Source organism: Pseudomonas sp. GZD-222, from assembly GCF_049310525.1.
Classification (GTDB): domain Bacteria; phylum Pseudomonadota; class Gammaproteobacteria; order Pseudomonadales; family Pseudomonadaceae; genus Aquipseudomonas.
In genome coordinates, this window is record NZ_JBMOWO010000065.1 from 1 (window position 1) to 19,910 (window position 19,910).

A 19,910-nucleotide genomic window follows, 5' to 3' on the forward strand; every position below is an offset into this window, starting at 1 on the left:
TTTTTTTTTTGGGCCTTCTCGTCCCCTCCCCCCCCCCCCCCGCCGCCCCCCCCCCCCCCCCCCCCCCCCCCCCCCCCCCCCGCTCCCACCTGCTCCCACCGGTTCACAAAGGCGCATCCATGGCCAAGCCCTGCAAACGCCGGTACTGGTGCAAGACTTTCGGCACGTAACGTTGGGTTTCGGCAAAAGGTGGCACTACCCGGCCCCGGCGCATCACCGCATCCGGGCCTGCGTTATAGGCGGCCACGGCCAGGGTGATGTCGTTGTCGAACAGCTTGAGCATGCGCTTGAGGTAGCGCGCACCGCCCTGAAGATTCGAGGCTGGGTCCAGCGAGTTCTTCACCCCCAGCTCCCGCGCGGTATCGGGCATCAGTTGCATCAGTCCCACCGCACCGCTGGCTGAGCGGGCATTGGGGTCGTAGCGCGACTCGGCCTGGATCACCGCATGCAGCAGTGCAGCAGGCAGGTCATTGGCTTCGGCCGCTGCCGCCACCAGTTCGGCGTAGGGCATGCCGGTGATCAGCTCGGCCTGGCCGCTGCTGGCCAGGCTCGCCCCAGGCTCGCTGATGACCCGTTGATAGGTCCGCCCCGCTCGGTGAACGTTGGACAGTACATAGCCGCCATCGGCCTTGATCGAGATATACACATCGGCCTGGACCGGGTGGGTCCAGGTCAGCCAGACAAACAGTCCTGCAGTGAGCCAGCGCATGGTGCCGCCCTCCCCGTTGCGTTCCCCCGAAAAGTGGGGCATTTGCCCCGATTGCCGAGGCTCTGAGCTACTGACGCAAGCACTGTGCCGCCTTGCCAGGCCCGTGGCGCAAAGGCTTGGCGCAGACGCGCACGGCAATTGCATAAGCCCTTGCAGGCGCACTACGGAGGGCCTTGTCATGAACAAAAAAAAGTACGCGCAACAAGGATTCACCCTGCTCGAACTGCTGGTGGTGTTGGTGGTACTGGGGCTGCTTGCCGGCATCGTCGCCCCCAAGTACTTCAGTCAGTTGGGGCGCTCGGAGGCCAAGGTGGCGCGGGCGCAGATTGAAGGCTTGAGCAAGGCCCTGGACCTGTATCGCCTGGAGGTGGGGCATTACCCCAATTCTGAGCAAGGCCTGCAGGCGCTGGTCACCGCCCCCAGTGACGAGACCCGCTGGTCTGGCCCCTACCTGCAGAAAAAAGTCCCTCAGGACCCGTGGGGACGCAATTACATCTACCGCCAACCCGGTGAAAACGGCGAGTACGACCTGCTCTCCATGGGCAAGGACGGCCAGCCTGGCGGTGAAGGCGAGAACGCTGAGGTCACCAGCTGGCAGTAAGCGGAGGATCAGCACATGCGCTACGAGCTCAAGGCACTGGGGAAATCCGGGGTGGTCCTGCTCACGCTGGACGCCCAGGACGCCGGACAGGCCCGCCTGCAGGCCGAGCAACAAGGCTTGCGGGTGGTCAGCGTGCGTAACTGCGAGCGCTTCGGCAAATTGCGTTGGCGCCGCAGCGAAACCTTTGACCTGGTGCTGTTCAGCCAGGAACTGACCACCCTGCTCAATGCCGGCCTGCCGCTGATTGACGCGCTGGAAAGCCTGGCGGAAAAAGAGGCGGCGCCGCAGGCTCGCAAAACCCTCGGTGAATTGGTGCGCCTGCTCTATGAAGGCAAGTCCTTTTCCCAGGCGCTCGGCCAGTTGCCCAGCGTGTTTCCAGCGCTGTATATCGCCCTGGTGCAATCGAGCGAGAAGACCGGCGCCCTCGGTGATGCCCTGGGGCGTTACGTCGCCTACCGCCAGCGCATGGACGAAGTGCGGCAGAAGATCGTCAGCGCCTCGATCTATCCCTTGCTGCTGTTGATAGTCGGCGGTGGCGTGGTGCTGTTCTTGATGGGCTATGTGGTGCCGCGCTTCAGCCTGGTGTTCGAGGGCCTGGGCACCGAACTGCCCTGGCTGTCGCGCTGGCTGATGCAAGCCGGGATGTTCCTGCATGCCCACCAGGCGCCAATGGGCCTGGGTTTTCTCGGACTGGTGAGCAGTTCGTTCGTTCTGCGCCGCGACCCGCGGGTGCGACGCTGGCTGAACCGCCAGCTGGAGCGCCTGCCGGCCCTGCACCGGCGCCTGGTGATGTATGAACTGGCACGTTTCTACCGCTCGCTGGGCATTCTGCTGCAGGGCGGCATCCCGATTCTCACGGCGATGGAAATGGCCCGCGGCCTGCTCGGCGTCGCCGCCAAGCAGCGCCTTGAGCATGCCTGTGAGCGCGTGCGTGAAGGGCTGTCATTGTCCGCGGCGCTGGAGGCCGGGCAACTGGTGACGCCGGTGTCGCTGCGCTTGCTGCGTGCCGGCGAGCAGTCGGGCAATCTCGGGCAGATGATGGAGCGCAGCGCCGACTTCTACGACGAAGAAATCAGCCGCTGGATCGAGTGGTTCGTGCGTCTGTTCGAACCGCTGCTGATGACCTTTATCGGCCTGCTGATCGGCTTGATCGTGATCCTGATGTACATGCCGATCTTCGAACTGGCATCCAGTATTCACTAGCAGCCAACGTGACAATCCTCCTCGCTTGCTGTATAGATTCGGCCACCAAGGGGAGCCCGGCAACGGGCTGAGAAACCGCTGACAGCTGCAGCGCGGTGACCCTTCGAACCTGATCCGGATCATGCCGGCGAAGGGATGGGGATTGCCAACCTGCCTTTTTGCCGGTCTCACTGCGAGGCCGCCCATGTCAGCTTTACCCGGTCTCGCTGTCGCCCATTTCGAGGACAGCACGATGACCGAACGCTTCACCGACACCCTTCGCCGTCAGAGCGAGCCAAGCTGGACGCAATCGATCGAGCACCGCTTCGTCAACGAGCTGCTCGATGGCACGCTGGACGATGCGGTGCTGATCAATTACCTGATCCAGGATCACCGCTTCATCGATGCGTTCCTGACCTTGCTCGGCGCGGCCATTGCCAGTGCCGACACCTTCGAGGCGCGCATCCGCCTGGGGCGCTTCACCGGGGTGATTTCGGGTGAGGAAAACACCTATTTCCTGCGTGCTTTCGAGGCGCTCGGGGTCAGCGAGGCGCAGCGCCAGAACGCCCCCGATTCGGTGCCGACCGCAGGCTTCAAGGCAATCATGCGCGAAGCGGCTGCTACCCGTTCCTATGCCGCTGCCCTGGCGGTGCTCAACGTCGCCGAGGGGCTGTACCTGGATTGGGCGCTGCGCGCACCGAAACAACTGCCGCCACGCTTCGAACACGCCGAATGGATCACCCTGCACGACAACCCGGACTTCCAGAGCTTCGTGGCGTTTCTGCGTGCCGAGCTGGACCGGGTGGGACCGGCGCAAGCTCACATCAGTACCGATTTTTTCCTGCGCGCTGTTGCCCTGGAACACGCCTTCTTCGACGCTGCCTACGACATCAAGGAATAACCCATGGACATCTTTGACCGCCTGAAACAGGCCGCCGCCGCCGACTGGAACAGTTACGTCGACCACGATTTCGTCCGCCAGATGGGTGCCGGCACCTTGGCCCAGCCGGCCTTTCGCAAGTACCTGGTACAGGACTATCTGTTTCTGATCCAGTTCGCCCGTTCGTGGGCGCTGGCCGCCTACAAGAGCCGCACACTCGCCGACATCCGCGCCGCGCAAGCCGGGCTGGCGGCGATTCTCGATGAAACCGAACTGCACGTGCGTCTGTGCCAGCGTTGGGGGTTGTCGCCCGAGGACCTGGCCGCGACGCCGGAACACCAGGCGACCGTTGCTTACACCCGTTTCGTCCTGGACTGCGGTGCGGCCGGGGATCTGCTCGACCTGCATGTAGCGCTGGCCCCTTGTGTCATCGGTTACGCGGAAATTGGCCGCAACCTGACCCCAGACGGCATTGAAGCACTGGCTGAGCATCCGTATCGGGACTGGATCGGAGAGTACGCCGGGGCGGGCTATCAAGGCGTCGCCACGGCGGCCCGGGCGCACCTTGATGACCTGGCGTCGCGGGCGATGACTGAGCGACGTTTCGAGGAGCTGGCCACGTTGTTTGCTCAGGCCTCGCGGCTGGAAGCAGACTTCTGGCAAATGGGCCTGGATGCGGCTTGAACGCGGGGACCTGTAGGAGCGGATTCATCCGCGATGGCCTGCGCAGCAGGCCCGGTTTTTGGGGCCGCGCCGCGCCCCATCGCGGATGAATCCACTCGATGAATCCGCTCCTACAACAAGCGCAGTCAGTCTGTCAGTGTTCCCAGCTCATCGCGCACCAACGCCGGGATAGCCACCGGCTTGTTGCTCGCCCGGTCCACGTACACATACACAACGTAACCCAGCGCCGAGACTTCGCGCTCGTCGTTGCGGAAGATCCCGAGTTCGTAACGGGCACTGCTGGTGCCCAGGTGGGCAATGCGCAAGCCCACTGTCACCTGCTCGGGAAAGGTGATCGGCGAGTAGAAGGTGCAGCTTGATTCGACAATCAGTCCGATTACCGGGCTGTTGTCGATATCCAGCGTCCCCTGCTCCACCAGGAAATGACTGATCGCCGAGTCGAAGAACGAGTAATAGACGACGTTCTGCACATGACCATAAGAGTCATGGTCACCCCAGCGTGTGCCGATGGTATAGAAACGCCGGAATTCTTCACGACGGGGACGGTAAGCCTTCAAAGGCATGGCAAGAACCCTGAACCAGTAGGTTGATAATTTCCGCTCGTGCACTGCAGAGCTTCGGATTATCACGATACAAAGTTGCGCCCCGGCAGCGCCCACCCCACTGTGGGGGGGCTAGTAGTCGTACCGATCCACTGCGCGACGACGTTCGTTGTCGTCACGCATGTCGTAGTTGGCGGTGGTCTGGATGTTGGTGTGATGCGCCAGTTTCTGCGCAATCGACAGGTCATGCTCTTCAATTACCCGCGTAATGAACGAGCGTCGGAAATCGTGGGGCATGATTTTCACCCCGACCTGGGTGCCCCGCTGGCGAGCGATGTAATAAATCGCGTGCTTGGTGATGCGCTCGCGGGTGATGTGGCTGCCACGGCGGATGCGGTTGAACAGGAAGTCATCGTCCGCCTGGCCTTCGGGCAGTTGCTCACGCCGAAAGGCCAGCCAGGCATTGAGCTTGTCGAAGGCCCAGGTCGGGGCGTATTTGATCAGCTGTTTATTGCCCTTGCCCAACACCTGCAAGCTGCGTTCACTGAAGTCGACCTGGCTCAGGTCGAGGTTCACCGATTCGGATTTGCGCATGCCGGTGCCGTACAGCAAAGCAATCACTGCCGCATCGCGCAGACCCTGGGGCCGCGGGTCCGCCGCACAGGCGTCCATCAGGTCGCGGATCAGGCTGCGCTTGAGGTTGCGTCCGCTAGGCAGGCGCGTACCCTGGGCCGGTTTGACCGTGCGGATGCGCAGCAGCTGATCCTGGCTGATCAGCCCTAGGCGCCAGGCCTCGTTCATCACTCCACGCACTGCATTGACATACAGCGACGAGGTGTTGGGGGCGTAACCATCGGCGCGCAACGCCGCCACCAGCGCGGTGACATGGCCAGGTTCGAGCTGATGCCAAGGCACTTCGCTAATGTCGCAATCATCAAAGCCCAGACGGTCAGCGGCATCCTGGAGGATGTACTTCATGGTCAGCTGACTGGAAGGTGCCAGGCGCGCAAGGTATTGCAGCAAGGGGTTTTGCAGTGAATCGGACAAACCAGAAATCCCGTAAAACTGAGCCGAGGCGAGAGTAGTAGCATTACGCCATTATGTCACAGACTGCCGTGGGCCCAGCTGACCCATATCATGACCAGGCCATTGATTGGTAAGCCATTTATACCCGGCAGGTGGACGGATAGTACCCTATCCACCCGTTTGGAATCGATTGAGGGCAATATCATGGCCACCCGTCGAGTGCCCTGCTCCGCGCTTTGACGCTACAGTTGATCAAGACCCCTTGATCCCGAGGCAACATGGCTTTTCATCGACTGACCCGTAGCCACCCACGCCTGACTGTCGCCGCCCTCGTCGGTGTTTTGAGTGGCTGGCTGCTGCCGGCAAGCAACTGGGTCGAGCATGTGCTGATTGGCTGGAACACCGGTGTATGGCTGTACCTGTCGCTGATCCTGTGGCTGACTCTGGGTGCCAGCGCCGATAAAGTCCGCAAAGTCGCCAGCATCGAAGACGAGAACGCCGGCCTTGTGCTGTTCACCGTCAGCATCGCGGCGATCGCAAGCCTGGCTGCGGTCATCCTGCAACTGGCCGCCGGCGCCAAGCTCGCCGATGGGCCGACTGCGTTGCAACTGACCTTTACCGGTTTCACCGTAGCCGGCTCCTGGTTGCTGGTCGGTACCATCTTCAGCCTGCATTACGCCCACCTGTTCTACACCGCCGAGAAACACACACCGCTGCTGCGCTTCAGCGACGGCGAACGCCACCCGGACTACTGGGACTTCCACTACTTTTCCTTCACCCTCAGCGTTGCCGTGCAAACCTCGGATGTCGGCGTCGCCGGGCGCGAGATGCGCCGTGTGGTGCTGGCCCATTCATTGGTAGGGTTTGTCTTCAATACTGCGATTCTGGGCTTTACCATCAACATGGCCGCCACGCTGATCAACTGAAGGACGCCCTTCGAGCACCTGCACCGCGCACAACGCGATACGCTGGCAGGCTTGCTCCAGGCGCTCACTGTCCAGCACCAGGCCAAGGCGCAAATGCCCCTCCGCGCTGGGACCGAAGGCATCGCCGGCGAGCACCGCCACGCCATGTTCCTCCAGCAAGCGTTCGGCAAAGGCCTGGGCACCGAGGCCGGTGGCGCGGATATCAATCATCACGAACATCCCGCCGTCAGGCTTGTGCACGCTGATGCCAGGGCAGCCGGCGAGGCTGGCACACACCCGGTCACGCCGCTCACGGTAGGTATCGCGCATCTGTCCTACCTGCGGCAGATTCTGCTCCAGGGCCACTTGCGCAGCATCGAGAATGAAATCCGGCAATCCGTAGAACATGCACAACGCCAGATTGCTCAGGTGATCGCACAAGGCTTGCGGCCCGATGACCCAACCGACGCGCCAACCCGACATGGCGTGAGACTTGGACAAGCTGTTGATCGTCGCGCAACGTGAGGCCATGCCTGGCAGGCTGGCCGGGCTGAAGTGCTCACCCTCATACAGCAGCTCACTGTAGACCTCATCGGAAATCAGCCACAGGTCATGCTCGATACAGATTTCTGCCAGGCACTCCCAGCTGTGCCGGGACAGGCTGGCCCCCGACGGATTGTTCGGGCTGTTCAGCAGCAGCGCCCGGGTGCGCGGCGTAACGCGGGCTGCGACTTCGACTGGATCGACGCGAAAGCCGTGCTCGGGACGCACGGGCACCGGCACCACCTTCGCGGCGCAAGCGCCGAACACTGCCTGGTAAGTAACGTAAATCGGCTCGGCGACAATCACCTCGTCTCCGGCATCTAACAGGCACTGCGCAACGCCATACAGCGCACATTGCGCACCGGCCAGCACCACCACTTCTTCCGGAGTGACCCGTTGGCCACGCTGACGCCATTGATAACCGGCGATGGCCTGGCGTAAACCCAGGCTGCCACGCACATCGGAATAATGCGTACGGCCCGCACGCAAGCTGTCAACGGCGGCCTGAACAATGGGTTGCGGGGTGTCGAAATCCGGATCGCCAATCGACAGCAGAAAGATCTCTCGCCCCAGCTCCTGCAGTTCCAGCGCGCGATAGTGGATGTTCCAGGCAGCAGCACCGTCACCGGCGATACGTTGGGTGAGCGTTGAATAACGCATGACCGTCTCCTTGACTGAACCCGGGTATGCCATTGGTCTGAAAATCCCAGGCAAGCATCCCAGCCGACTGCCGGTAAAAATAGCAGAGCGGTACTGGCTCCAACGGGGAAATGTTGCGGGCAAACGTTTGCCGTTTCAGCCTTTATGTGCAGGCGGGTCGAGGGCCGACGAGAGGTGCGTCAAAGAATCGAAAAACTGTCATCGCTTTGGGCAGACATTGACGCTGGCGGTGCTATGTTTAGGTTTCCCGAAAGGTCGTCAGGACCTGAAACACCGCTTGCTCCGCTCGCCCTGTTGTTCACCCCTACATGGAGGCCGGAATGAACAAACTGACGTTTCCCAACGCCTGCCAGGTGATGCGCTGGTATTTTCATCCGCTGGGCTTCGAGGCCAGCATGGATGCTCCGCGCAGCATGGTCGCACGCCTGTTTGACCGGGCCACCGGTGAAACCTTGCTGGCCATCGCCGGTATCCCTTGCGCCACGCTGATGGCCGCTGCCGATGTCGAGCGGATCATCGAGGCCGTCGAAGCCGAGCTAGACGCCTTCGAGCCTTCCTGTAATCTGCGCGCCGCTGGCTGAACTCAGCTGACCGCCTGGGTCTGACGGGCGCGCTCGATGTCGACAATGAAACGCTCGGCCGGCAACGGCTGGCCGAGCAGGTAGCCCTGCAACGAATCGCAGCCAAGACGGGTGAGGAAGTTCTGCTGACGGTCGGTTTCCACCCCTTCAGCCACGATGCGCAACCCCAGTGCCTGCCCCAACGCCACGATGGCCGAAACAATCGCAGCATCATCGCTGTCCTGCTCCAGGTCGCGGACAAAGCCACGGTCGATCTTCAACTCGTTGGCCGGCAGGCGCTTGAGGTACATCAGGCTCGAATAGCCGGTGCCAAAATCGTCGATGGACAGGTCCACGCCCATGTCGGCAAGGCGCTGCAGCACCGCCAGGCTCGCGTCGGCATCGTGCATGGCAGTGGTTTCGGTGATTTCCAGGGTCAGGCTGTTGGCGGGCAGCTGATGCCGCGCCAGCACCTTGGCAACGCTCTCGACCAGGCCGCTGTGGCAGAACTGGATCGCCGACAGGTTCACCGCAATGCGCCAGCCGCTATAGCCCTGGTCGATCCAGGCGCGCATCTGCCGGCAGGCTTCATCCAGCACCCACTCGCCAATCGGAATGATCAGCCCGGTCTTCTCGGCCAGGCCGATAAAACGATCCGGCAGCAACAAGCCATGCTGCGGGTGCTCCCAGCGCAGCAAGGCTTCGGCACCGATGGGCTGGCAGTCCTGGGCATCGAACTTGGGCTGGTAGAACAGCCGGAACTGCTTTTGTTCCAGCGCCACTCGCAAGTCCTGGAGCAGTTGCAGCTGCAGGCGCGCATTGCTGTTCATCGATACGTCGAAGAAGCTGTAGCCGTTCTTGCCGGCGCTCTTGGCGTGATACATCGCCGCATCGGCGTTGCGCAGCAGTTCATGCTGGTCGATGCCGTTGCCCGGGAACAGGACGATACCGATACTGGCCGAAATCTGCAGGTTCTGCTCCGAGACGCGGAACGCACGGGAAATCAGGTTGACCTGCTTGGCCGCAACGCCCATTGCATCGTCGGGCTCCTGCAGCTCCACCAGCAGCACAAACTCGTCGCCACCGATGCGGGCCAGGGTGTCCTGGCTGTGCAAGTGGCCGCGCAGGCGCAGGGCGACTTCCTTGAGCAGCAAGTCGCCCATGTGATGGCCAAAGGCGTCGTTGACCGGCTTGAAGCCGTCCAGGTCAATGAACATCAGCGCGAAACAACCACCCTGCTCGCTCACCTTGCAGATGGCCTGGTCAATGCGATCGGCCAGCAGTGTGCGGTTGGGCAGCCCGGTCAAGGTGTCGTGGAGGGCCAGTTGGGTCAGTTCCTGGTTGGCCCGGGTCAACGAGCGCGCCAATTCCGCGGTGCGCGCTTCAAGGCGGGCATCGAGCACCGAGGTCAACAGTGCCACCGCCAACACGGCCAGGGTGGTGATCAGCACCAGGTAATCCAGACCGTTGCCACTCAGGCCACTGCCCAGGGCGCCGCAGAAGCTACCCTCAGGAAAGTTGGCCGCAGCCATGGCGGTGTAGTGCATGCCGACAATCGCAATGCCCATCACCACGGCAGCGGCGCCACGGATCTGACGGACATAGAGGGTCTGCTGACGGAGGCGGAAGGCAATCCACAAAGCGGCCGCCGAGGCGCCCACGGCAATCACCAATGACAGGCTGAACAGCACAGGGTCGTAGTCGATGCCCGGCTGCATCAACAGCGCCGCCATGCCGGTGTAGTGCATGCTGCTGATACCCGCGCCCATGATCAGCGCGCCGAATCCCAGCTGGATCCAGGGCAAGGTTGGCTGGCTGACCAGCCACAGGGCAAAACCTGACGACAGCCCGGCAATCAGCAACGACAGCAAGGTCAGGGTCAGGTCGTACCCCAACGAGATCGGCAGGCTGAAGGCGAGCATGCCGATGAAGTGCATCGACCAGATACCGAAGCCCATGGCAAACGCGCCACCACCGATCCACAGGTACACCGCCCGCCCTTTGGCAGTCGCGATGCGCCCGGTCAGGTCGAGTGCGGTATAGGAGGCAAGAATGGCAACGCAGAGCGAAATCAACACCAGCGAAGAAGAATAACTACCGATCAGCATTTGGCCTTCCACAACCCCTGAAACCGGGCACTGGACGGCCCGCGGAAAAGCCGATGATTGTACTCAACCTTTGGCGAAACGCACGGAGTTTTCGCTGGCATTTAGCAATGACGGCGCATTGCATATGCCTGGCATATGCAATGAAATAAATCGTTATAAAACAATAAGTTAAATTACAAAATTAACGTCACAAATGAAATCATCATGCGATTTGCAACGAATGCTAACCGTATCTCTCAAGAAACATTAAAAATATGATGTAACTCATTGTTTTTATTCAATTTATACATCAAGGCGACTCAATAAACGCCGCCTGAGCATCCCAGCCACCACCCAGCGCCGCTATCAACTGCACACTGGCCACCAGCCGCCCCTGCAGCAAGGTCAGCACGCTGCGCTCGTTGCTCAGCGCGGTGGTCTGCACGTTGACCACATCCAGGTAGGCGATCAGCCCGGCCTTGTACTGGTTGCTGGTCAGACGCAGGGATTCGCGCGCCGCGTCCAGGGCTTCGCCGCGCACCTTGGCCTCGTCTTCGTAGACGTCGAGCTGCACCAGGTAGTTTTCCACTTCCTTGAAGCCATCGAGCACGGCCTGACGGTACTGGGCCACGGTCTGGTCGTAGACCGCTACGGTACGGTCGACTTCGGCAGAACGCTGGCCGCCATCGAACAGGGTCATGGCCAATTGTGGGCCCACCGACCAGAAGCGGTTGGGCAGGCTGATCCAGTCATTGAAGCTACTGCTGCTGTAACCGCCGCTCATGCTCAGGGTCAGGTCGGGGAAGTACGCGGCACGGGCCACGCCGATGCTGGCGTTAGCCGACATCACTTTGCGCTCGGCCGAGGCAATGTCCGGGCGCCGCTCCAGCAGTTGCGAAGGCAAGGCCACCGGCACCTGCGGCAATGCCGGGATATCCTTGCTGTCGGCCAGGGCGAACTCGGCCGGTGCCTTGCCCAGCAGTACGGCAATGGCGTTTTCCAGCTGGGCGCGCTGCCAGACCAGGTCGATCAGGTCGGCCTGGGTGCTTTTCAGCTGGGTTTGCGCCTGGGCCACCGCATCCTTGCCGGAAACCCCGGCACGGTACTGGTTTTCAGTCATGGTCAGCGAACGCTGGTAGGCCGCAACCGTGGCTTCCAGCAGGCGTTTCTGCTCGTCCATCACCCGCAGTTGCAGGTAGTTCTGCACGAGCTCCGACTGCAGGCTCAGGCGAATCGCCGCCATATCGGCCAGACTCGCCTCGGCGCTGGCCTGGTTAGCCGCCAGACCGTCACGCAGCTTGCCCCACAGGTCCGCTTCCCAGCTGACGCCCAAGGTGGTGCTGTAGGTGTCGCGAATGCCGCTGCTGGCGTTGCTCAGGCTTGAACTGGAACTGCCGGTGCCCTGGCTGGAGCGGTTCTTGCCGGCCTTCAGGTCCATGCTAGGGAACAATGCACCGCGCGCACTGCGCACCAGGGCCTGGGCCTGACGGTACTGCGCCTCGTACTGGGCAACAGTCTGGTTACTGGTATTGAGCTGCTCGACCAGGTCATTGAGCTGGGCGTCACCATACAGCTGCCACCAGGCGCCACGGGCCAGGGCATCGGACGGATTGGCCTGGGTCCAGCCTGCGGCGTGCTTGAACACTACCGGCTCTGGCGCTTGCGGGCGGTGGTAGTCCGGGCTCAGGGTACAGGCACTGAGCATCGCCAGGCACAGGCTGGAGGCCAGCAGGCGCGAGCCACGGGCGCCGAGCAATTGCTGCAGCGAGCGGTCAGGAAGGAATGGACGTCGGGTCATAGCGGGGTTTCCAAAGCAGCGTCGGTGCGCACGCCACGCCAGTGGTTGAAACGATGGCGCAAGCGGTCCAGATAGAGGTAAACCACCGGAGTGGTGTAAAGCGTGAGGACCTGGCTGAAGACCAGACCGCCAATGATGGTCAGGCCCAGCGGCTGGCGCATTTCCGAACCTTCGGCATGGCTGAGCAACAACGGCAAGGCGCCGAGGATGGCGGCCACCGTGGTCATCAGGATCGGCCGCAGCCGCAGCAGGCAGGCGCGGCGGATCGATTGTTCCGGGCTCAGCTGTTCATGGCGCTCCAGTTGCAGGGCCAGGTCGATCATCATGATCGCGTTCTTTTTCACCACGCCGATCAGCAGGAACAGGCCGAGCAGGGAAATCAGGCTGAACTCGCTGCCCACCACGTAAAGGGTAAGCAAGGCCCCTACCCCGGCCGACGGCAAGGTCGACAGGATGGTCAGCGGGTGAATGTAGCTCTCGTAGAGAATCCCCAGCACCAGATACACCGCCAGCAACGCCCCGAGGATCATCAACGGTTGGCCCTTCTGACTTTCGGCAAAAGCATCGCCGGTACCGCCAAGCTTGGCGATCACGTCTTCGGGCAGGCCGACCGTGGCCACTGCGCGTTCAACCGCGGCCATGGCCTGGTCCTGGCTGTAGCCTTCGGCAATGTCGAAGTTGATGCTTTCCGAAGCGAACTGGCCTTCGTGGCTGACGCGGTCATCGGCCAGGCTGTTCTCGTAATGGGCGAAGGTCGACAGCGGCACCCGCGCGCCGTCCGCGGTAATCACCTGGATCTGCTCCAGGCTGCGTGGGTCCTGGGCGTATTTGGGGTTGATCTCCATGACCACCTGATACTGGTTCAGGCTGTCGTAGATGGTCGAGATCTGCCGCTGGCTGTAGGCGTTGTTGAGCACCGAGGTGACCATGCTCATGTCGATCCCCAGGCGCTTGGCCTGTTCACGATCGACAATCAGGGTGATCTGCTGGGTGCCTCCGCCTTCGCGGGCGTCGATGGCGGTGAGTTGCGGCAGCGCCTTGAACGCGGCGACCACTTTCGGGTACCACTCGCGCAACGCCGACAGCTCGCTGCTCTGCAGGGTATAGAGGAACTGCGAGGAGCTCTGCTCACGGCCGCCGCCGAACTGCAGGTCCTGGTCGGCCATGAGGAACAGCCGCCCACCGGGCACCTTGGGCATTTCCTTGCGTAACCGCTCGATGATCTTCTGCGCCGACACCTTGCGCTCGCTGATCGGCTTCAGGCGTACCAGCACCATGGCGTTGTTGGTACCGCTGTTGCCACCGATAAAGCCTGCGACGCTTTCCACCGCCGGGTCCTTGAGCAGGGCCTGGCGGTAGATTTCCATTTTCGGTTGCATCACCTGGAACGACAGACCGTCGTCACCGCGGATAAAGCCCATCAGCTGACCGGTGTCCTGCTGCGGCAGGAAGGTCTTGGGCACCACCACATACAGGGCGATGTTGACCGCAATGGTCACCAGCAGACTGGCCAGGGTCAGGCGCCGATGACGCAGGACCCAGTCAAGGCTGTGCCCGTAGCTGAGCATCATGCGCTGGTGCAGGTGCTCGCTCCAGCGCTGCAGACGCGTCTGCCCCTCCTGCGCTTGCGGCTTGAGCCAACGCGCACAGAGCATCGGCGTCAGCGTCAGCGACACCACCAGCGAAACGATGATCGCCACTGCCAGGGTGATGGCGAACTCACGGAACAGCGAACCGACGATGCCGCCCATGAACAGGATCGAGACAAACACCACCACCAGCGACAGGTTCATCGACAACAGAGTGAAGCCGACTTCCTTGGAACCCAGGTAGGCAGCGCGCATCGGCGGCACGCCTTCATCGATATGCCGGGAAATGTTCTCCAGCACCACAATGGCATCGTCCACCACCAGCCCCGTGGCGAGGATCAGCGCCATCAGCGACATATTGTTCAGCGAGAAGCCACACAGGTACATCGCCGCGAAGGTGCCGACCAGCGACACCGGCACCGCCAGGGTCGGAATCAGCGAGGCGCGCAGGTTACCGAGGAACAGGAACACCACCAGGATCACCAGGATCACGGCGATGATCAGGGTATGCTCGGCTTCCGCGAGGGTCGCCTTGATCACCGGCGAGCGGTCCATGGCCACGTCCAGTTTGACGCTGGCCGGCATCAGCGACTCAAGGACCGGCAACTGCTCCTTGATCTTGTTCACGGTCTCGATGATGTTGGCGCCGGTCTGGCGGTTGATCACCAGCAGCACTGCGTCCTGGTCATTGAAGAAGCCACTGTTGTAGCGGTTTTCGACCGCGTCGGTGACCTTGGCCACATGACTCAGGCGCAGTACCGCACCGTCCTGGTAACGAATCACCAGCGACTCGTAGTCCTTGGCCTTCTCCAGCTGGTCGTTGGCCTGTACCTGCCAACTGCGCTGAGCGTCTTCGATAAAGCCCTTGGGACGGCGCTGGTTGGCGTTGGCAATGGTCTCGCGGACATCGTCCAGGGCTACGCCGTACTGGTTGAGCAGGTGCGGTTCGAGCTCGATACGCACCGCGGGCAATGAGCTGCCGCCGATCTGCACCTCGCCTACCCCCGGCACCTGCGACAAACTCTGCGAGAGAATGGTCGAGGCCAGGTCGTAGAGCTGACCTTTCTGCAGCACGCTGGAGGTCAGGGCCAGGACCATGATCGGCGCTTGCGACGGGTTGTACTTCTTGTAGGTCGGCATGCTGCGCATACCGCTGGGCAGCAGGTTGCGCGAGGCATTGATCGCGGCCTGCACTTCGCGCGCGGCCGCATCGATGTCACGGCCCTGGTCAAAGCCCAGAATGACGCGGGTCGAGCCCTGACTGGAATTGCTGGTCAGCGTGGTCACCCCGGAGATTGCGCCCATGGAGCGCTCCAGCGGGGTCGCCACAGTGGCCGCCATAACCTCGGGGCTGGCCCCCGGCAGGTTGGCCTGGACTACGATCACCGGAAACTCGATCTGCGGCAGCGGCGCCACCGGCAACAGGCCGAAGCTGACGCCACCCAGCAGCATGATCGCCAGGCTCAGCAGCATGGTCGCTACCGGGCGGCGGATAAAGGGTGCGGAGAGGTTCATGGCTTGTCCAGCACCACAGCGTCAGGCTGTGGGCGCAGGCGCCGCGCCAGGCGGTCGAAGTACAAGTAGATGACCGGCGTGGTGAACAGCGTCAGCACCTGGCTGACCAGCAGCCCACCCACCATCACCAGGCCCAGGGGCTGGCGCAGTTCAGCGCCGGAACCGCTGGCAAGCATCAGCGGGATGGCGCCGAACAAGGCCGCCAGGGTGGTCATCAGGATCGGCCGGAAGCGCAGCAGCGCCGCCTGATAGATCGCCGCTTCCGGGGCCATGCCCTGGTTGCGCTCGGCCTCAAGGGCGAAGTCGATCATCATGATCGCGTTTTTCTTGACGATACCGATCAGCAGAATAATGCCGATGATGGCGATCATCCCAAGGTCGTTACCGGACAGTATCAGCGCCAGCAAGGCCCCCACCGCTGCGGACGGCAGGGTCGAGAGGATGGTCACCGGGTGGATGTAGCTCTCGTAGAGCACACCCAGGACGATGTACATGGTCACCACTGCGGCCAGAATCAGCAGCAAGGTACTCGACAGCGAGTTCTGGAACGCTTCGGCCGCGCCCTGGAAGCGGGTTTGCACGCCGACCGGCATGCCGATCTCCTGCTGCACCTGCTCGATCGCCTTGACCGCCTCACCGAGCGACGCGCCCTGCCCGAGGTTGAACGACATCATCACCGCCGGGAACTGGCCGATATGGGCAATCGCCAGTTGCGCCTGACGCTGCTCGATGCGCGCCAGGCTCGACAGCCGCACCTGGCCGCCATCGGTAGCCTTGACATGGATCTGCTCGAGCACCTGCGGGCCAAGGGTGGAAGCGGCTTCGGCCTGCAGCACCACGCGGTACTGACTGGCCTGGGTGTAGATGGTCGAGATCTGGCGCTGGCCAAAGGCGTCATACAGGGCGTTGGTGATGTCGGCAACAGTGATGCCCAGACGGCTGGCGGCATCGCGGTCGATCACCAGGAACACCTGCAAGCCCTTGTCCTGCAGATCGCTGGCGACATCGGTGAGTTCCGGGCGTTGCTGCAGGGCATCGACCAGCTTGCCGCTCCACAGTGCCAGCAGGTCGGCGTCCGGTGACGACAGACTGAACTGGTACTGGGTGCGGCTGACCCGGTCTTCGATGCTCAGGTCTTGCACCGGCTGCATGAACAGGCGGATGCCGACCAGCTTGTCGACCTCCGGCTGCAGCCGGGCGATCACCTGGGCAGCGGTCAGATCGCGCTCACCGTGCGGTTTGAGGTTGATCAGCAAGCGGCCACTGTTGAGCGTGGCGTTGTCACCGTCCACACCGATATAGGACGACAGGCTCTGCACCGCCGGATCCTCGAGGATCACCGCGCTGAGCTGTTGCTGCCGCTCGCTCATGGCTGCGAAGGAGACCGACTGCGGTGCTTCGGAAATGCCCTGGATCACGCCCGTGTCCTGCGCCGGGAAGAAGCCCTTGGGCACCACCAGGTACAACAGCACGGTCAGGCCCAGGGTCGCCACCGCCACCAGCAGGGTCAATGGCTGGTGCTTGAGCACCCACTGCAGGCCACGGCCATACCAGGCGATCATCCAGTCGATCCAGGCGCCACTGGTTCGGTAGAAGCGCCCCTGCTCTTGTTCGGTGGGCTCACGCTTGAGCAAGCGTGCGCACATCATCGGCGTCAGGGTCAGGGACACCACCAGGGAAATCAGGATCGCCACCGCCAGGGTGATGGCGAACTCACGGAACAGACGCCCGACCACATCGGCCATGAACAGCAGCGGAATCAGTACCGCGATCAGCGAGAAGGTCAGCGAGATCAACGTGAAGCCGATCTGCCGGGCGCCCTTGAGCGCCGCCTGCATCGGGGTTTCACCCTCTTCGATGTGGCGGGAAATGTTCTCCAGCATGACGATGGCGTCATCCACCACGAAACCGGTGGCAATGGTCAGAGCCATCAAGGTCAGGTTATTGATCGAAAACCCGGCCAGGTGCATGACGGCAAAGGTGCCAATCAGCGACAACGGCACGGCCACCGACGGAATGATTGTGGCGCTGAAGCGGCGCAGGAACACGAAGGTCACCATCACCACCAGGGCGATGGCCAGCAACAGCTCGTGCTGCACGTCCTTGACCGAGGCACGGATGGTCTGGGTACGGTCGGTGAGCACAGTGACATCAAGACCGGCCGGCAGGTTGTCGGTGATCGACGGCAGCATGGCCTTGATCCGGTCGACCACCTCGATGACGTTGGCCCCCGGCTGGCGCTGGATGTTCAGCAGCACCGCCTGGTTCTGGTTGGCCCAGGCCGCCAGGCGCTCGTTCTCGGCACCATCGACGATATCGGCAACGTCCTTCAGGCGCAGCGGCGCGCCATTGTTGTAGGCCAGGATCAGGTTGGCGTATTCCTCAGGGGAGCGCAGCTGATCGTTGGCGTCGAGCATCGATACGCGGATCGGGCCATCAAAGTTGCCCTTGGGCTGGTTGACGTTGGAGGCGCCGATCAGGCTGCGTACGTCCGCCAGGTTAAGCCCGGCCGAGGCCAGGGCATCGGGGTTGACCTTGATCCGTACCGCCTGGCGTTGGCCGCCTGCGATGCTGACCATGCCGACGCCGCCGATCTGGGCGATCTTCTGCGCCACCCGGGTATCAACCAGGTCGTTGAGCTTGGGCAGCGGCATGGTTTTCGACGAGATGGCCAGGGTCAGCACCGGGGTGTCCGCCGGGTTGACCTTGTTGTACACCGGTGGCGCGGGCAAATCGCTGGGCAGCAGGTTGCTGGCGGCATTGATCGCCGCCTGGACCTGCTGCTCGGCGACGTCCATGTTCATGTCCAGGCTGAAGCGCAAGGTCAGCACCGAGGCGCCGCCGGAACTGGTCGAGGCCATCTGGGTCAGGCCCGGCATCTGGCCGAACTGGCGCTCCAGCGGCGCAGTGACCGCGCTGGTCATTACTTGCGGGCTGGCGCCGGGGTACAGGGTCATGACCCGGATAGTCGGGTAATCGACTTGCGGCAACGCCGCCACAGGCAGCAAGGTATAGGCGATCAGGCCGGCCAGAACGATGGCCAGCATGCTCAGGGTGGTCGCCACCGGGCGCAGGATGAACAGCCGCGAGAGGTTCATGCGCCGGCCTTGTCCTGACGGCCCGCAGCAGCGGAAGCATCTTTATTGTCCTGGCCCTGCAGGTGCTGGCCGGGGGTTGCCGGTACTTGCGAGCTGTCGTTGACCACTTCCACCTCACTGCCGTCACGTAGCCGGTCGGTGCCCTCGAGCACTACCCGCTCGCCCTTGGCCAGGCCTTCGGTGATGACCGTGTGATCGCCGTCGCTGGCGCCCAGGGTCAGTTTGCGAATACGCACCTTGTTGTCGCCCTCCATGACGTACACGAAGGAGCCGTCGGTGCCGAACTGGATCGCCGCCGAAGGTGCCAGCACGACATTCTGCAAGGTGTCAGCCAGCAGGCGCACGTTGACGAACTGGTTGGGGAACAGGGCTTCGTCCTGGTTCTCGAAGAAGGCTTTGAACTTCAGGGTGCCGGTAGTGGTGTCAATCTGGTTGTCGAGGCTGCGCAGCACGCCGGTGGCTTGCTGTTTGAGGTCGCCACGGTCCCATGCTTCGACCGGCAACTGGGCGCCACTACGATAGCGGGCCAGCACGGTGTTGAGCTGTGACTCGGGCAAGGTGAAGGCGACGGTGATCGGTTGGGTCTGGGTAATCACCACCAGCGCGGTGGTGTCGTTGGCCGCCACCAGGTTGCCGACATCCAACTGCCGCAGGCCCAGCCGGCCAGTGATCGGGGCGCGGATCCGGGTGAAATCCAGGTTCAGCTTGGCGTCGCCAACGGCTGCCTGGTTGGTCTTGATGGTGCCCTGGAACTGGCCGACCAGCGCAACCTGAGTATCCAGCGTCTGCTTGGCGATACTGTCCTCGGCGTACAAGCCTTTATAACGTTCCAGGTCGATCTGGGCGTTTTTCAGTTGCGCCTGGTTCTGCGCCAAGGTGCCTTCGGCCTGCTGCAGGGCGATCTGGTAACTACGCGGATCGATCTCGGCGAGCAGGTCACCGGCCTTGACCTTCTGCCCTTCCTGGAAGTTGACCTTGACCAGCTCACCACCGACCCGACTGCGCACGTTCACGGTGTTGGTCGCCGTTACCGTGCCCAGCGCCTTGAGGTAGACCGGGAAGTTGCCAACGGTCGCTGGCTCCACGCGTACCGGGACGGGCCCGCCAAACGCACCGAAACCGGGTCGCCCGCCCTTGCCGCCGGGTGCGCCGGCCGCCTTGTTCGCTGCCGGAGACGGCCACAGCCACCAGCACAGGCCGGCAACCAGCAGCAGGATCAGCAGGCCGACAAGCCAGCGACGAGGGGAACGGGAACGAGAAAGCATCGGTTGATCGACCATTGGGCTGGAAAGAATTCTTTTGAGGAGGCTGAACGATAAGCACTGCAGCGGGATAAGCAAAGCGCCTTTACCGGCAATTTACCTTGAGCTTACGTTGCTAAGACAATGAACTATAAATAAAAACGGCCTGGTCGAGGACCAGGCCGTAACAATTGCTAACATCTGTGGGAGCGGGGGGGGGGGGGGGGGGGGGGGGGGGGGGGGGGGGGGGAGGGGGGGGGGGGGGGGGGTGCGCCGCCGACAAGGTGGCG

The 19,910-nt window shown here is 62.6% G+C and carries 15 protein-coding genes and 1 riboswitch; of the genes, 6 read left to right on the top strand and 9 right to left on the bottom strand.

The features are described 5' to 3' along the window. Nucleotides 1-103: 103 nt before the first annotated feature. Nucleotides 104-709, bottom strand: a complete 606-nt coding sequence (locus ACO6VD_RS11950) for a lytic transglycosylase domain-containing protein (protein WP_422419270.1) — start codon at nt 707-709, stop codon at nt 104-106. 178 nt (nt 710-887) lie between these two features. Between ACO6VD_RS11950 and gspG the strand changes: the two genes are divergently transcribed. From gspG to ACO6VD_RS11970, 4 genes are all read left to right on the top strand, one after another. Further along, entirely contained in the window at nt 888-1,310 is a 423-nt protein-coding gene (gene gspG / locus ACO6VD_RS11955) for a type II secretion system major pseudopilin GspG (protein ID WP_400170684.1), read from the top strand. Between the two features lie 15 nt (nt 1,311-1,325). After that, nucleotides 1,326-2,513, top strand: a complete 1,188-nt coding sequence (locus tag ACO6VD_RS11960) for a type II secretion system F family protein (RefSeq protein WP_400170685.1) — start codon at nt 1,326-1,328, stop codon at nt 2,511-2,513. Between the two features lie 38 nt (nt 2,514-2,551). After that, nucleotides 2,552-2,666: riboswitch (TPP riboswitch) on the top strand. 79 nt (nt 2,667-2,745) lie between these two features. Continuing rightward, complete coding sequence (locus tag ACO6VD_RS11965) at nt 2,746-3,393, top strand: TenA family protein (RefSeq protein ID WP_422419272.1); 648 nt, start codon at nt 2,746-2,748, stop codon at nt 3,391-3,393. Nucleotides 3,394-3,396: 3 nt separating this feature from the next. Further along, nucleotides 3,397-4,056 (top strand): TenA family protein, encoded by a 660-nt coding sequence (locus ACO6VD_RS11970; protein WP_422419274.1) that lies wholly within the window; start codon nt 3,397-3,399, stop codon nt 4,054-4,056. 125 nt (nt 4,057-4,181) lie between these two features. On the opposite strand, the gene ACO6VD_RS11975 is transcribed toward ACO6VD_RS11970, so the two are convergent. Both ACO6VD_RS11975 and ACO6VD_RS11980 read right to left on the bottom strand, forming a co-directional pair. Then, the gene (locus ACO6VD_RS11975) at nt 4,182-4,619 is read right to left on the bottom strand and encodes an acyl-CoA thioesterase (protein ID WP_422419276.1); all 438 of its coding nucleotides are present in this window, start codon (nt 4,617-4,619) and stop codon (nt 4,182-4,184) included. 111 nt (nt 4,620-4,730) lie between these two features. After that, the gene (locus ACO6VD_RS11980; protein ID WP_422419278.1) at nt 4,731-5,645 is read right to left on the bottom strand and encodes a site-specific integrase; all 915 of its coding nucleotides are present in this window, start codon (nt 5,643-5,645) and stop codon (nt 4,731-4,733) included. Nucleotides 5,646-5,902: 257 nt separating this feature from the next. On the opposite strand from ACO6VD_RS11980, the gene ACO6VD_RS11985 reads away from it, so the two are divergent. Continuing rightward, nucleotides 5,903-6,550 carry a DUF1345 domain-containing protein gene (locus ACO6VD_RS11985; RefSeq protein WP_422419280.1) on the top strand — a complete coding sequence of 216 codons (648 nt, stop codon included), beginning with the start codon at nt 5,903-5,905 and terminating at the stop codon, nt 6,548-6,550. Here ACO6VD_RS11985 and ACO6VD_RS11990 read toward each other — a convergent pair. Next, complete coding sequence (locus ACO6VD_RS11990) at nt 6,476-7,732, bottom strand: pyridoxal phosphate-dependent aminotransferase (RefSeq protein ID WP_422419282.1); 1,257 nt, start codon at nt 7,730-7,732, stop codon at nt 6,476-6,478. The two genes, ACO6VD_RS11985 and ACO6VD_RS11990, sit on opposite strands and share 75 nt — an antisense overlap. A gap of 320 nt (nt 7,733-8,052) precedes the next feature. On the opposite strand from ACO6VD_RS11990, the gene ACO6VD_RS11995 reads away from it, so the two are divergent. Then, nucleotides 8,053-8,313: a DUF1652 domain-containing protein gene (locus tag ACO6VD_RS11995; protein WP_400170692.1), complete on the top strand. Its 261-nt coding sequence runs from the start codon at nt 8,053-8,055 to the stop codon at nt 8,311-8,313. 2 nt (nt 8,314-8,315) lie between these two features. Here ACO6VD_RS11995 and ACO6VD_RS12000 read toward each other — a convergent pair whose 3' ends face one another. The 5 genes from ACO6VD_RS12000 to ACO6VD_RS12020 form a co-directional block, all read right to left on the bottom strand. Next, the gene (locus tag ACO6VD_RS12000; RefSeq protein WP_422419284.1) at nt 8,316-10,400 is read right to left on the bottom strand and encodes a putative bifunctional diguanylate cyclase/phosphodiesterase; all 2,085 of its coding nucleotides are present in this window, start codon (nt 10,398-10,400) and stop codon (nt 8,316-8,318) included. A gap of 289 nt (nt 10,401-10,689) precedes the next feature. After that, nucleotides 10,690-12,177 (bottom strand): efflux transporter outer membrane subunit, encoded by a 1,488-nt coding sequence (locus tag ACO6VD_RS12005; RefSeq protein WP_422419286.1) that lies wholly within the window; start codon nt 12,175-12,177, stop codon nt 10,690-10,692. Next, on the bottom strand, nt 12,174-15,281 hold the full coding sequence (locus ACO6VD_RS12010; RefSeq protein ID WP_422419288.1) for an efflux RND transporter permease subunit: 3,108 nt from the start codon (nt 15,279-15,281) through the stop codon (nt 12,174-12,176). The genes ACO6VD_RS12005 and ACO6VD_RS12010 overlap by 4 nt, the downstream gene beginning before the upstream one ends. Then, nucleotides 15,278-18,379, bottom strand: coding sequence for an MdtB/MuxB family multidrug efflux RND transporter permease subunit (locus tag ACO6VD_RS12015; protein WP_422419290.1), 3,102 nt, complete (start codon nt 18,377-18,379; stop codon nt 15,278-15,280). Before ACO6VD_RS12015 ends, ACO6VD_RS12010 begins: the two co-directional genes overlap by 4 nt. Further along, complete coding sequence (locus ACO6VD_RS12020; RefSeq protein ID WP_400170697.1) at nt 18,376-19,659, bottom strand: MdtA/MuxA family multidrug efflux RND transporter periplasmic adaptor subunit; 1,284 nt, start codon at nt 19,657-19,659, stop codon at nt 18,376-18,378. The genes ACO6VD_RS12015 and ACO6VD_RS12020 overlap by 4 nt, the downstream gene beginning before the upstream one ends. Between the last annotated feature and the right edge of the window lie 251 nt (nt 19,660-19,910).